This window comes from Melioribacter sulfuriphilus, from assembly GCF_052656625.1.
In genome coordinates this window covers 28,427-41,917 of sequence record NZ_JBQXXK010000007.1, presented here as the reverse complement: position 1 = coordinate 41,917, position 13,491 = coordinate 28,427, and the positions used below count along the sequence as shown (strand labels likewise).

Here is a 13,491-nt window from a genome sequence, read left to right as displayed (position 1 = left end):
ATGGATCAAAAAAGTATTACCTCAAAAATCAAAGAAAAATTTGGAGAATCGGTTTTTGAAATTACTGAATTCAGAGGCGATGTTTCAATATCTGTCGATCCGAATAAGATAGTTGAGATAGCGGAATTTCTAAAAAACGACGACGACCTTCAATTTGTGATGTGTAAAGACATCACGGCAATCGACTGGGCTACCCGAAAGAATCGATTTACAGTAGTTTATCACGTTTACTCGTTTAAGAATAATTTTAATCTCAGAATTAAGGCAACGATTTCTCAGGATCCACCTTCAATTGATTCTGTAACTTCTGTATGGCGAAGCGCAAACTGGTACGAACGAGAAACTTATGATATGTATGGAATAAATTTTCGAAATCATAACGACTTAAGAAGAATTTATATGCCCGAAGGATTTGAATATCATCCTCTGCGCAAAGAATTTCCTGTATTAGGAATACCGGGCTCATTACCACTTCCAGAAAAACCAGAATAACTATGACTAGTAACAAAAAGGTTTATACAGACGAAAAGATTTTAAAGAAATTAATGGAAGATTCGAATATAACCATCGAAGACGCTCTCGAAAACGAGATGGTTATTAATATGGGTCCTCAACATCCTGCAACGCATGGAGTGCTCAGATTGGTACTGCGAATTGATGGCGAAACAGTCGTTAATTGCGTCCCTGAACTTGGATATCTCCATCGTGGATACGAAAAGATGGCTGAGGAGATGAGTTATATCGAATTTATTCCACATACCGACCGCCTCGACTATACTGCCACAATGTGCAATAACGTTGCCTATGTTCTGGCAGTTGAAAAGTTACTGGGAATCGAAGCTCCGAAACGTGCACAATATATTCGTATGATGGTTGCAGAATTATCGCGTATTGCTGCTCATATGGTAGCTATCGGTACCTACGCAATGGATGTGGGCGCAGTTACTATGGTTATGTGGACTTTCCGTGAAAGAGAAAAAATTCAAAATATATTCGATCGCCTTGCCGGAGCTCGCTTTACGACCAGCTATACAAGAATTGGAGGAGTGGCTGCTGATGCTGATGAAGAGACTCTGAAAATGGTGCGTGATTTTCTTGACCAGTTCCACCCGGCGCTCGAAGAAATGGACAAGCTTTTGCTTTCCAACAAAATTTTTATCGACCGTCTTGAAGGAATCGGTGTGCTGAGTAAAGAAGATGCAATCGAATTGGGTGTTACAGGCCCAAATCTTAGAGCTTCGGGAGTGGCTTATGATGTTCGCCGGGCTAAACCATATCTGTTTTATGACGAAATCGATTTTAATATTCCTGTATATACCGAAGGCGACTGCCTTGCTCGTTATTTTTTGAGAGGCGACGAAGTACGCGAGAGCGTCAAAATTCTTTATCAAATTCTTGATAAAATGCCTTCAGGTGAAATTATGGCTAACGATCCTAAGCATGTATTGCCTCATAAAACTGAAATCTATACAAAGATGGAAGAACTGATTCACGATTTCATGATTATTAATTATGGCATCAACCCTCCTGAAGGCGACGTCTTCTTTTCGGCAGAAAATCCAAAAGGCGAATTGGGATTCTATATTGTAAGTAACGGCAAAGGTAATCCCTGGAAATTGAAAATTCGCTCTCCTTCATTCTGCAACTTGCAGGCAATTGCTCAGCTTTGCAAAGGAGCAATGATATCGGACGTTATTGCTATAATTGGAAGTCTCGACCCCGTAATGGGCGAAGCTGATAAATAATTATTTTTGAATAGCTGTCGGGAATAAGTAAATATGAGTTTTAAATTTACCGAAGAAAATCTTAAACGAATAGAAAATGAACGGAAAAAATATCCCGAATCTTTAGCCGCTGTTATGCCGGCTATTTATATAGCCCAGGAACAAAACGGTTATATCACAAACGAAGTAATGGCCGAAATTGCCGATGTGCTCGGAATAGATAAAGTTGAGGTTCTGGGAGTTGTTACTTTTTATACTATGTTTCATACCAAACCTGTCGGTAAATATCATATTCAGGTTTGTACAAATGTCTCGTGTATGCTTCGAGGCGGTTACGAAATTTGGGAGCATATTAAAAGCAAGCTCGGAATTGACAATATGGAAGTTACTCCCGACGGAAAGTTCTCAATCGAAGAAGTAGAATGCATGGGTGCTTGTGGGTATGCGCCAATGATTGCAATTAACGAAGATTATTATGAAAACTTGACTAAAGAAAAAGTAGAAGAAATTCTCAATTCTCTGAAATAATTTTAGGTCTGTCAATAATGGAAAGAATTGTATTACCAGAAATACCGAATTTAAATCAAATTGATGTCTATCTAAAAAATGGCGGTTTCGAAGCAGCTAAAAAGGCTTTTTCTCAAACACCCGATGATATTATCGAACAGGTGAAAAAATCTGGATTGCGAGGAAGAGGCGGCGCAGCATTCTCAACAGGTTTGAAATGGAGCTTTATGCCCAAAACGACAGACTTACCCAAATATCTTTGCATTAATGGAGACGAAAGTGAACCAGGTTCTTTTAAAGATAGACAAATATTCGAATACAATCCTTTCCAGCTAATTGAAGGAGCAATTATTGCGTGTTATGCAATAGGTGCGAAAATTGCTTACCTCTATATTCGCGGTGAATACCACAAATGGATTAAATTGATGCAACAGGCAATCGACACTGCTTACGATAAAGGATTTCTCGGTGAAAAAATGAGAACCACTTTCGGTGTCGATTTCCATTGTGATCTTTATATTCATAAAGGTGCTGGCGCATATATATGCGGTGAAGAGTCTTCATTAATGAATTCAATTGAAGGGAAAAGAGGGTATCCGCGTGTAAAACCGCCTTTCCCGGCTCAAAAAGGTTTATGGGGCTGTCCCACAACAATTAATAACGTAGAAACAATTACAAACGTCCCCCCAATTATTTTGAAGGGATGGGAATGGTTCTCAAAAATCGGGGCACCAAAACATCCGGGTACTCTTCTATTTGGCATTAGTGGACATGTCAACAAGCCCGGTGTCTACGAACTGCCCACAGGTATTTTGTTAACTGAATTAATTTATGATGTAGCAGGTGGAGTTCCTGGTAACAAGAAAATTAAATGTGTAATACCTGGGGGCTCGTCTATGCCACCACTCAGAGGCGATCAACTCGAAGGGATAAGAATGGATGCCGAATCCCTTAAAGAAGCTGGTTCGGCTATTGGAACTGGTGGTGTCATAGTAATGGATGAAGATACGAATCTTCTCAAAGTTTTGTTAAGAATTACACATTTTTATCATCACGAAAGCTGTGGCCAATGCACCCCCTGCCGTGAAGGTACAGGATGGATGGAAAAAATTCTTAAAAGAATTGACCAGGGCAATGGTACATCTAAAGATCTGGATTTATTGGTCAGTGTGGCACAAAACATTGAAGGCAATACGATATGTGCACTTGGGGATGCGGCAGCATGGCCTGTTAAATTTATGATTCAGAGATTTAGAGATGAATTTGAAAAGTATGTTAAACCTCAGGTTGTCATCCCTGTACCGAATAAAGTTCATTCAATGAGGTTTACTAAAATTTCACTCGATAATATTGTATTAAAATCCTAAATATTTTACGCAATCTGCCAGAAGGACAGAGGGTATTAAAGTTTACTATAAAATTTTTTTCAGGGCAGGAGATGGGCAAAGTACTTATCCTTTACTACAGCAAGGACGGCAGCACAGAAAAAATGGCTAAGTACGTTGCGGAAGGAGCTTTGCAAATTCCGGGCACCGAAATACGAATAAAGAACATTAACACAGCTTCGAGAGAAGATATAATCTGGTGCAATGGAGTTGCGGTAGGTTCGCCAACGCATCTGGGAATTTTATCTTCCGAAATGAAAAAATTCTGGGAAGATTTATTACCCGATTGGCAAAGGATCGATGGTAAAATTGGCTGCGCTTTTAGTTCTCAAGGGGGCTGGGGCGGTGGTGCAGAATTAACATGTATGTCGATTCTAACTGTTATGATGAACTTCGGATTTCTGGTATTCGGCGTTACCGACTATAGCGGGCATCAATTTACAGCACACTATGGTGCAGTTCAAGCTGGCGAACCAAGACTCGATAAAGAAATTGAAGCATGCCGCCGCTTAGGAAGAAGACTGGCAGAATGGGTGGCCGTATACTTCGATGGAAGAAAGGACCTTCATCCATTGAATAATCTATATAAGAGAAATCCATGGGATTGAGTTTAAGGTGGTATTGACTATTCACAACTTTTTTTCATAATTTTTCTGCACAAATTTTTTGTGAATATGTTAATAAAACACCCTCATAAAACAAGCAGACTCTTTATCTCATCAGAACTCCTTCTATTGCGTCCTTGCCCTGACCACTAATTTCATTATATTGAAATTCATTTTTATTTAATTAAAAACATAGGAGATCCATCTATGTGTGGTATTGTTGGCTATATTGGCGACAAGAATTGTGTTCCTATTTTAATCGAAGGGCTCAAACGCCTGGAATATCGGGGTTACGACTCGGCCGGTATTGCAGTGGTCGGTCAGGACGAATGCAAAACAATTAAAACTAAAGGAAAAGTCTCGGAATTAGAAAAAATTGTTTATTCGGAAAATATTTATGCCAACCTTGGCATCGGACATACACGCTGGGCTACACATGGTGAACCGAGCGTTACAAATGCACATCCGCATAGCAATAATGAGAATACTCTTTTTGTTATTCACAACGGCATTATTGAAAATTACTCCACACTTAAAAAAAATTTAATAGATGAGGGTTACATATTTGTTAGTGAAACAGACACAGAAGTTCTGGCTCATCTTATCGATCATTACCTAAAATTGAAAAATAATTTATTTCAGGCAGTCAGGTATGCCCTTAACGAAATTGAGGGTACTTATGGATTGGCGGTGATTTACAAAGGAGAGCCAGATAAAATAGTAGTTGCTCGAAAAGGATCTCCTTTAGTAGTTGGCATCGGAAAAAACGAGAATTTCGTAGCCTCAGATGTAAATGCACTAATTGTTCATACTAGCCAGGTGATATATCTTGAGGACGGTGAAATTGCAGAGGTCTACAAGGACCATTTTTCTGCTAAAACAATTCACGACGAAGAGATAATAAAAGAGATTCACAAGATTGAAATGAACGTCGATGAAATCACGAAAGGTGGATATCCACATTATATGCTAAAGGAGATTATGGAGCAACCCGATTCAATATTTAATTCGATGCGTGGTAGATTGCTACTCGAAGAAGGAATTTCCAAACTTGGCGGTCTACACGGTTATGAAGATAGAATTGCACGATCACAAAGGATCATTATTTCGGCTTGTGGAACATCGTGGCATGCCGGCTTAGTGGGCGAATATATGCTGGAAGAATATGCAGGTATTCCCGTAGAAGTTGAGTACGCATCGGAATTTCGTTATCGACGCCCGATAATTCGTCCTGAAGATACTGTCATTTTTATATCGCAAAGCGGCGAAACCGCCGATACTTTAGCCTCGCTTAGAGAAGCCAAAAAAAAGGGAGCTCTTTGCCTGGGAGTTTGTAATGTTGTAGGCAGTTCAATTGCACGAGAAAGCAATGCCGGCGTTTATATTCACGCTGGTCCAGAAATCGGTGTAGCTTCAACAAAAGCATTTACATCTCAACTGGTGGTTCTGTCTTTGATAACATTGTTGCTTGCTCGCAAGAAAAATCTCAGCCTGCTTGAAGGTCAAAAAATAATACGCGAGTTGCAGTCCCTGCCGGATAAGGTGAAAAAAATATTGGAATCGAACGATCAGATCGAAAAAATTGCCGAAGAATATATGTCGTGCAGAAACTTTCTTTATCTTGGACGTGGGTACAATTTTCCTGTAGCGCTGGAAGGGGCGCTTAAATTGAAGGAAATTTCTTATATCCATGCCGAAGGATATCCCGCTGCAGAAATGAAGCACGGACCGATTGCATTGATTGATGAAAATATGCCGGTGGTTTTTATTGCAACTAAGGATGCCGTTTATGATAAAGTTATAAGCAACATAGAAGAAGTTAAAGCTCGTAAAGGAAGAATTCTGGCTATTGTTAACGAAGAGGACGATTATATTGAAAAATTAGTCGACCACGTCATCAAAGTACCAAAAACGATTAATATGCTTCAACCGATTCTAAGTGTAATACCACTTCAGCTGCTTGCTTATCACGTGGCTGTTAAGAAAGGATTGAATGTAGACCAACCAAGAAATTTGGCTAAAAGCGTAACTGTAGAATAAATAAACAGAGGTGTAGTATGACTAAAAGAAAAGTAATTATTATGGGGGCAGCGGGACGCGATTTCCATAATTTCAATGTCTATTTCAGGGACAATGAAAACTACGATGTGGTTGCTTTTACAGCAACACAGATCCCTAACATCGATGGAAGAGTTTATCCTGCCGAACTCGCAGGTAAACTATATCCAGACGGTATTAAAATATACGACGAAAGTGAACTCGTCGATTTAATTAGAACGCTCAAAGCAGACGAAGTAGTATTTGCTTATTCTGACGTCCCTTTTGAATACGTTATGACAAAGGCTTCAATAGTTAATGCTGCTGGTGCTTCATTCAGGTTGATGGGTGCTAATGAAACGATGATTAAAAGTAGCAAACCGGTTATTTCGGTACTCGCTGTGCGAACTGGATGCGGTAAATCTCAAACTTCCAGAAAAATCGTAAAATTATTATCCGAAGCGGGCAAAAAAGTTGTAGCAATACGTCATCCAATGCCCTATGGCGATCTGGTCAAACAAAAAGTACAACGCTTTGCTTCTTATGAGGACCTGGATAAATATGAATGTACAATTGAAGAACGAGAAGAATACGAACCACATATTGCACGCGGAGGTGTGATTTATGCAGGCGTCGATTACGAAGCTATTCTCAGACAAGCAGAAAAAGAAGCTGATATAATTCTGTGGGATGGCGGCAATAATGACATGTCGTTTTATCATTCCGACCTTACATTTACGGTGGTCGATCCGCATCGCCCCGGTCACGAATTGAAATATTATCCAGGAAATACTTCACTTCGAATGGCAGATGCGGTTATAATTAATAAAATCGATTCAGCAACTAAAGAGGGTATTGAAACGGTAAGAGAAAATGTTCACAATGTAAATCCAAATGCAGTGATTATCGAAGCTGCATCACCCATTATGGTAGACAAACCTGAATTAATAACAGGCAAACGCGTTCTGGTAGTCGAAGATGGTCCAACATTAACTCACGGCGAGATGAAATATGGAGCTGGTACTGTAATTGCTCAGAGATTGAATGCAAAAGAGATTGTGGATCCACGACCTTACACCGTTAAATCGATCGCCGATACATACAAAAAATATCCAAATATTGGCAAATTGCTTCCTGCTATGGGATACGGCGAGCAACAAATCAAAGATCTCGAAGAAACAATTAACCGTACTGATTGTGACTCGGTTGTAATCGGTACTCCAATCGACCTGGGGCGAATTCTTAAAATCAATAAACCTACAACAAGAGTAATGTATGAGCTCGACGAGAAAGGAGAAGTTACTGTCGAATCCGTTCTAAGGTCGAGAGGTTTGTTATGAATAAAATAGCCGTTGTCGCATTGGGCGGGAATGCCCTTTTGAGGGGGGACGAAGCAGGAACAATCGAGCAGCAAGAGAAGCATACGCTCGAAACCTGTGAAAAATTAATAGGTTTGTTAAAAAACGGTTATAACCTCGTTCTAACTCACGGCAATGGACCACAAGTTGGCAATATTCTACTCAGAAACGAAGCCGGCTACAATCAATTTAATATTCCCAAAATGCCTCTCGATATCTGTGTGGCCGATTCCCAGGGTGGAATCGGCTATATGATCGAAAGGCAAATGCGTAATGCAATGAGCAAGACCGACATTCAAAGAAACGTCCTGGCAATCATTACGCAGGTTCTTATCGATATTAACGATCCAGCATTTCAAAATCCGACTAAACCGATTGGAAGATTTTATTCTAAAGAAGAAGCCAGCAGCCTTAACAGAGAAAAAGGCTGGATATTCAAAGAAGATCCAGCTGGAAGAGGATGGAGGAGAGTGGTTCCTTCACCTAAGCCTGTTGACATTATGAATAAACAGGTAATTAAAGAAATGGTAGAAAGGGGGCATATTGTAATTGGTGTCGGAGGAGGCGGAATACCGGTTTACTGGCATCAAGATACCAAATACCTCGAAGCTATCGAAGCGGTTATCGATAAAGACCTGGCCTCAGGTTTACTTGCCAGCGAAATTAACGCCGACCGTTTCTACATTATTACGGATGTACCAAAAGTTTATATCAATTATAAAAAAGAAGACCAGAAGCAGCTGGATCAATTGAGTGTTACAGAAGCCAAAAAATTATACGACGGCGGGCACTTTCCGCCCGGAAGCATGGGACCGAAAATTCTTGCTGCAATTCAGTTCGTCGAAAAAACTGGTAACGAAGCCATCATAACAAATCAGGAAGAAATTGAAAAAGATAACTGCGGAACGAGAATTATTCCTTCATAATTAATTCTTTTTTTTATTTTTGTATAAAATCAAAATTTCAGGTGAACTATGGCAATTAATATGAAAGGGAAAGATCTTATTTCCATCAACGATTTAACAGTTGAGGAAATTTATCAAATATTCGACTTATCGAAGTCTTTGAAAGAAAAACAATTAACGGGCGAACCACATCGTCTATTGGAAGGAAAAACTTTAGGGATGATTTTTCATAAACGCTCGACAAGAACCAGGATATCGTTTGAAACAGGAATTTACCAATTGGGTGGACTGGGACTTTATTTTGGACCTGACGATCTGCAACTAGGCAAATCTGAAAATATCCACGATACTGCAAAAGTATTGTCGAGATATTTGAATGGTATAATGATCAGAACTTTTTCGCACGATGATGTTATCGAATTAGCAAAATATGCTGACATTCCAGTAATAAATGGATTGACAGATTTGCTTCATCCCTGCCAGGTATTGACGGATCTATTTACTATTCTTGAAAAGAAAAGAAAGCTGCAGGGTCTTAAACTGGCATATATCGGGGACGGAAACAATATGGCCCACTCTTTACTTCACGGCTGTTCAAAAGTAGGAATGGATATAGCTATTGCCTCGCCGTCGGGATATATGCCGAAAAAAGAAATTGTGGAGAATTCAAAGAAGAATGCCAATTATATGGGCAGTAAAATATTAATTACATCAGATCCAGTAGAAGCCGTTAAAGATGCCGATATTGTTTACACCGACGTATGGGCAAGTATGGGTCAGGAAGCCGAAGCAAATGAACGTCGTAAACATTTTGAAAAATATCAAGTCAATAATGAACTAATTAAATTCGCCAAAGATGATTATCTGTTTATGCATTGTCTGCCTGCTCACAGAGGTGATGAAGTAACTGATGAAGTCATTGACTCGCCTAATTCAGTTGTATTTGACGAAGCAGAAAACAGATTACATGTACAGAAAGCGATAATGGCACTTGTTATGTAATTTTGTATGAAATTGTTTTGATTTTATTCCTCTTTTTCTATAGATTTGTTGCCACAATTTAATAGCCTAAGGCAATTTAAATTTGGGCAGATAGCTCAGTCGGTAGAGCAAAGGACTGAAAATCCTTGTGTCGGCGGTTCGATTCCGTCTCTGCCCACATAAAAAAAGGATGAAAAAAAATCATCCTTTTTTCGTTTTAAAGGATAAGGCGGTTCGATGGAGTTTACCACGCCGCAGGCGTGGTCTCTGCCCACATAAAAAAAGGATGAAAAAAAATCATCCTTTTTTCGTTTTAAAGGATAAGGCGGTTCGATGGAGTTTACCGCGCCGCAGGCGTGGTCTCTGCCCACATAAAAAAAGGATGAAAAAAAATCATCCTTTTTTCGTTTTAAAGAATAAGGTGGTTTGATGGAGTTTACCACGCAGGCATCTGATATGGCTGTTCTAAACTACAAATGAATTTACATTGTCAAAAAAAGAAAATTGTGATCAAATCATAAGCATAAAATAACAATTGAATTATAAAATGTAAGTTGAACTTTTAGGGTGAATTTAATGTAAAGTGACAAGTATTTCTTATATTTCATCTGTTAAATTCATAAGATTATTATTAACAATGCAGAAACCACACGAAAGAATAAATGATATTTTATTAGGACCTTTAGAAAGACCAGCCCTAAAATGGTTAGCCTCCAAAATGCCAGCATTCGTAACCCCCGACAAGTTAACATTATTTGGATTGTTTGGATCCTTTTTGACAGGACTCAGTTATTATCTAACAAATTACAATAAGAATTATTTATGGCTGGCGAGTTTAGGACTTGTTATTAATTGGTTTGGTGATAGCCTGGATGGCACAGTAGCTCGTTTCCGGCATATCGAAAGACCACGCTACGGTTTTTTTATCGATCACACTCTCGATTCGGTAAGTATGATTTTCATTGCTTTTGGAATAGGTCTTTCGCCTTATGCTCATTTTGAATTTCTTTTAATTGCATTACTCAGTTATTTCCTTATGTCGATTCTCGTTTATATCAGAACATATATACAGGGCATCTTCAGATTGTCGTATTACAAAATAGGTCCCACCGAAGTAAGAGTGCTCATTATAATTTTGAATACAATTCTATATTATTTTGGAGCTTTCCCATTTTTATTGGGGAGAAGAATTATCACTATAATTGATTTAGCTGCACTTGTACTGGCTGTAGGTTTATTTATCATATACATTGCTTCTGTAATAATCGAGGGGCAAAAACTGAAAGATGAGGAAAAAAAATGAATTCGGAGCTGTCCAGAAAGTAAAAAGCTCGCTGAATAATTCGTGAAAATATGTGAAATTAATCTCCTTTTTCTTTGACGGAGATCATTTTTAGACAGCTCCGAACTTTTTAATCAAAATGCAGAAATTATTCCGAGACTAAACTGAGCAAACTCGTCTTTTATATTGTATGTACATTCACCAATTACTCTGACATTTCGATTTAACAAATGGCCAATACTAAGTGTAGCAGTTTTATAGTCGAGCGCATTCCATTCTGAATCGACCCAATTGAAAAGAGCCACACTGTACCATTTACTTTCGTCACCATTTGGACTATAAATTAATTCTGCCATTCCGCCTTTTGTTGCGATGTCTCTGTTGAAATAAGTGGCTTGTTTGTCATTCCGATATAGATACTGAAAATTTAATTCCAATTGATTTTCAAACGTCAGAGTAAAATCGGTTCCAAAGGAATAAAACTCATTTGTAAAATTATAACCAAAATCGTCTTCAATTTCGTCGTTACCATAATAACCAAATGCACCGAGCCTGAAACTGTTGTTTATATCCTGCGATATTCGCATAAAGAAATTTTTGTATTTGTCGTCATCGAATATTTTAAGATTATTTGCTTCGCCTATTCCATTGCCGTTAAGTATTTCCAGAATAATGTCGGTTCCTGTGGGAGCGCCGTAAGTAATCATTAATCCTCTATCGTAAGTTAAAGCCGATCTGGCGTAGGCGGGTTTGGCTTTGTATATTGTATAATCTTCGAGTGTCAGTCTCAATTCTCTTTTAAATAGTGGATCGGAAATCTGGAATTGTCCTAAATATATGTCGAGGTTGTATCCAAAAAGGTCGTTATACATCAAGAATGCATCTTCGATTCCTGCTATTTCACCTCTCTCGCTAAAAAAGAAATAGAAATAATAAGAAATCTTATTCGATAGTTCCCCGCCAGAAAGTAATTTTAATATGTAAGGTGCAGTAAAATCAAATTTATCCGAATTATTCATGTTGTAAGTTGTATAACCTTCCAGTCTTATAGCAAATGGTAATTCCCTGATCAGAAAGAGATCGTTGTCGCCAGTGTTGACGTAATATCGAGGGGCTTCTTCTTCGGATAATCTAAAACCATTACCTGCGAATTCGTCACCGTAAGGTTTCAATTTTGGAAAGGGCGCATGGCATGTTTGGCAACTCATTCTGTACTTTCTTGCAAAAGCAGGGATACCGTACATAAATTCAGCGGAAAAGAGGAGCAATAAAAAAAGAAAGAGTAATCTTTTCATTTTAATATTCCCGTTTTTATGGTAAAATTTCAATTTCGGTTGAGTGTCTGTTAACTTCCACAACTCTGGATTCTTCCTCCGGTACACCGAGAAAATCTGCTACCGGTTTAACCAGAAGCTGATAATTTAAAACTGCCGTAACTGTTAGTTTGCCCGGCGGTGCGTCATTTGGGATATTGAATGTAAATGTTTCAATTTTAGTCTCACGTGGGCCAATTCTGTAGTCTACTCCGAGTGAGGCGGTGTTCCACTGTTGAATTGTCATTCTGCCTTTAGGGTCGAAATAGGGCATTCTAAAAATTCTGTCACCTGATGGTATACCATCTCGTTCGACTCCTTTAAAGTCAGGAATGTTAAGCGCAATTCCCATATCCTGATAAGCCAGCGATTTGTCTGCAATAGTATATTCCTCTCCTTCAAATCCTTTTTTATCCACCGGTAAATGATAAACTTTCCCATTTGCGTCTACTGCTTCAACATGCAGCCATACGATTCGGTCTTCAACCGAGCCGGTTGGGAATTTATGACCTGTCTTTTGATTGAAAAGAGCTAAGGTAAATTTTACAGTTTCTCCAGGTTCAGCCTGGCGTGTATCGGGATTAATCCGTAATTCTATAACTCCGCGAATTTTGCCCGGGTCGTGAGCACCGTGGAAAAGATGAAGCTTGGCGTCTTTATAAGTAGGTCCCATAGATGCAGTTTTCATCTCACTCTTAGTCATATGGCAATCCTGACATTGTACGCCTTCTTTGTAATATGGTCCATCTTTCCATTCCAGTTGAGTTGATTTTACCCATACGTCATAAGGACTTTTTTCGTTGTGACAGATGCCGCAAAAATCACCGCTCTTATGGAGTTCTGTAATTTCGATTTCATGAACGGGTGAATCGACTGTATTTTTCCTTGATGTATATTTTATTTTACCCGGTTCGATTATGTAATTGAAATTATATGGCACATCTCCCGAATAGCCTTTTATACTATGGCAAACATCACATGACACCGATTCATTTGCACGTGAATTTTTTTCAGGCAATGGAGGTGGAGTATCCCCAACTACGTATGCAATTGGAGAATGGCAACCATTACAGCCCGCTTTTACTTCAGCTACTTTTTCGTCTTTCTCTGCATGGGGCACAGCCAATTTAAAATATTCAATTTCATCCCATTTATGTGTGTATGCCTGAGACATCATTGCCTGTTTCCATTGTTGATAAAAATCGTTGTGACACGAACGGCAGAATTCGGGATTCTTAAAATCTTCATAAGAAAATTTTTTCACTCCCGACTGAGCTTTTATTAATCCTACAATCAATAAAAATAAGATGAGTTTTTTCATGTTTCCCTCCGGATTTAATGAGAGGTTAATCTCTTGTTTAATTTAATTATCGCTTTTACCAGTGTCAAGGATT

Annotated in this window: 12 protein-coding genes and 1 tRNA gene; 11 read left to right on the top strand and 2 right to left on the bottom strand. The window is 38.8% G+C overall.

Annotated elements, in window-relative coordinates:
* The 11 genes from ACUN8G_RS10165 to ACUN8G_RS10115 all read left to right on the top strand — a co-directional run bounded on the left by ACUN8G_RS10165 (position 1) and on the right by ACUN8G_RS10115 (position 10,805).
* Positions 1-492 (top strand): NADH-quinone oxidoreductase subunit C, encoded by a 492-nt coding sequence (locus tag ACUN8G_RS10165; RefSeq protein ID WP_437347543.1) that lies wholly within the window; start codon positions 1-3, stop codon positions 490-492.
* Positions 493-494: 2 nt separating this feature from the next.
* Positions 495-1,745 (top strand): NADH dehydrogenase (quinone) subunit D, encoded by a 1,251-nt coding sequence (gene nuoD / locus ACUN8G_RS10160; protein ID WP_437347544.1) that lies wholly within the window; start codon positions 495-497, stop codon positions 1,743-1,745.
* 33 nt (positions 1,746-1,778) lie between these two features.
* Entirely contained in the window at positions 1,779-2,252 is a 474-nt protein-coding gene (gene nuoE, locus ACUN8G_RS10155; RefSeq protein ID WP_437347545.1) for an NADH-quinone oxidoreductase subunit NuoE, read from the top strand.
* A gap of 17 nt (positions 2,253-2,269) precedes the next feature.
* The gene (nuoF, locus tag ACUN8G_RS10150; RefSeq protein ID WP_437347546.1) at positions 2,270-3,598 is read left to right on the top strand and encodes an NADH-quinone oxidoreductase subunit NuoF; all 1,329 of its coding nucleotides are present in this window, start codon (positions 2,270-2,272) and stop codon (positions 3,596-3,598) included.
* A 71-nt stretch (positions 3,599-3,669) separates the two neighbouring features.
* Positions 3,670-4,224: a flavodoxin family protein gene (locus tag ACUN8G_RS10145; protein WP_437347547.1), complete on the top strand. Its 555-nt coding sequence runs from the start codon at positions 3,670-3,672 to the stop codon at positions 4,222-4,224.
* A gap of 204 nt (positions 4,225-4,428) precedes the next feature.
* Positions 4,429-6,261, top strand: coding sequence for a glutamine--fructose-6-phosphate transaminase (isomerizing) (glmS, locus tag ACUN8G_RS10140; RefSeq protein ID WP_437347548.1), 1,833 nt, complete (start codon positions 4,429-4,431; stop codon positions 6,259-6,261).
* A gap of 17 nt (positions 6,262-6,278) precedes the next feature.
* Positions 6,279-7,598 (top strand): cyclic 2,3-diphosphoglycerate synthase, encoded by a 1,320-nt coding sequence (locus ACUN8G_RS10135; RefSeq protein WP_437347549.1) that lies wholly within the window; start codon positions 6,279-6,281, stop codon positions 7,596-7,598.
* Positions 7,595-8,542: a carbamate kinase gene (gene arcC, locus ACUN8G_RS10130; RefSeq protein ID WP_437347550.1), complete on the top strand. Its 948-nt coding sequence runs from the start codon at positions 7,595-7,597 to the stop codon at positions 8,540-8,542. The genes ACUN8G_RS10135 and arcC overlap by 4 nt, the downstream gene beginning before the upstream one ends.
* Positions 8,543-8,590: 48 nt before the next feature.
* The gene (argF, locus tag ACUN8G_RS10125) at positions 8,591-9,523 is read left to right on the top strand and encodes an ornithine carbamoyltransferase (RefSeq protein WP_437347551.1); all 933 of its coding nucleotides are present in this window, start codon (positions 8,591-8,593) and stop codon (positions 9,521-9,523) included.
* 84 nt (positions 9,524-9,607) lie between these two features.
* Positions 9,608-9,680: transfer RNA gene (locus ACUN8G_RS10120), tRNA-Phe, on the top strand.
* 540 nt (positions 9,681-10,220) lie between these two features.
* A complete protein-coding gene (locus ACUN8G_RS10115) occupies positions 10,221-10,805 on the top strand; it encodes a CDP-alcohol phosphatidyltransferase family protein (protein WP_437347552.1) in 585 nt (194 codons plus the stop codon).
* Positions 10,806-10,918: 113 nt separating this feature from the next.
* Here ACUN8G_RS10115 and ACUN8G_RS10110 read toward each other — a convergent pair whose 3' ends face one another.
* Both ACUN8G_RS10110 and ACUN8G_RS10105 read right to left on the bottom strand, forming a co-directional pair.
* A complete protein-coding gene (locus ACUN8G_RS10110; protein WP_437347553.1) occupies positions 10,919-12,079 on the bottom strand; it encodes a hypothetical protein in 1,161 nt (386 codons plus the stop codon).
* Positions 12,080-12,095: 16 nt separating this feature from the next.
* Positions 12,096-13,418: a multiheme c-type cytochrome gene (locus ACUN8G_RS10105; protein WP_437347554.1), complete on the bottom strand. Its 1,323-nt coding sequence runs from the start codon at positions 13,416-13,418 to the stop codon at positions 12,096-12,098.
* Positions 13,419-13,491: the final 73 nt, after the last annotated feature.

Bases quoted from the DNA above. Each gene is read 5' to 3' on its own strand.
- ACUN8G_RS10165 (WP_437347543.1), top strand. From the start codon at position 1: ATGGATCAAAAAAGTATTACCTCAAAAATCAAAGAAAAATTTGGAGAA.
- nuoD (WP_437347544.1), top strand. From the start codon at position 495: ATGACTAGTAACAAAAAGGTTTATACAGACGAAAAGATTTTAAAGAAA.
- nuoE (WP_437347545.1), top strand. From the start codon at position 1,779: ATGAGTTTTAAATTTACCGAAGAAAATCTTAAACGAATAGAAAATGAA.
- nuoF (WP_437347546.1), top strand. From the start codon at position 2,270: ATGGAAAGAATTGTATTACCAGAAATACCGAATTTAAATCAAATTGAT.
- ACUN8G_RS10145 (WP_437347547.1), top strand. From the start codon at position 3,670: ATGGGCAAAGTACTTATCCTTTACTACAGCAAGGACGGCAGCACAGAA.
- glmS (WP_437347548.1), top strand. From the start codon at position 4,429: ATGTGTGGTATTGTTGGCTATATTGGCGACAAGAATTGTGTTCCTATT.
- ACUN8G_RS10135 (WP_437347549.1), top strand. From the start codon at position 6,279: ATGACTAAAAGAAAAGTAATTATTATGGGGGCAGCGGGACGCGATTTC.
- arcC (WP_437347550.1), top strand. From the start codon at position 7,595: ATGAATAAAATAGCCGTTGTCGCATTGGGCGGGAATGCCCTTTTGAGG.
- argF (WP_437347551.1), top strand. From the start codon at position 8,591: ATGGCAATTAATATGAAAGGGAAAGATCTTATTTCCATCAACGATTTA.
- ACUN8G_RS10115 (WP_437347552.1), top strand. From the start codon at position 10,221: ATGCCAGCATTCGTAACCCCCGACAAGTTAACATTATTTGGATTGTTT.
- ACUN8G_RS10110 (WP_437347553.1), bottom strand. From the start codon at position 12,079: ATGAAAAGATTACTCTTTCTTTTTTTATTGCTCCTCTTTTCCGCTGAA.
- ACUN8G_RS10105 (WP_437347554.1), bottom strand. From the start codon at position 13,418: ATGAAAAAACTCATCTTATTTTTATTGATTGTAGGATTAATAAAAGCT.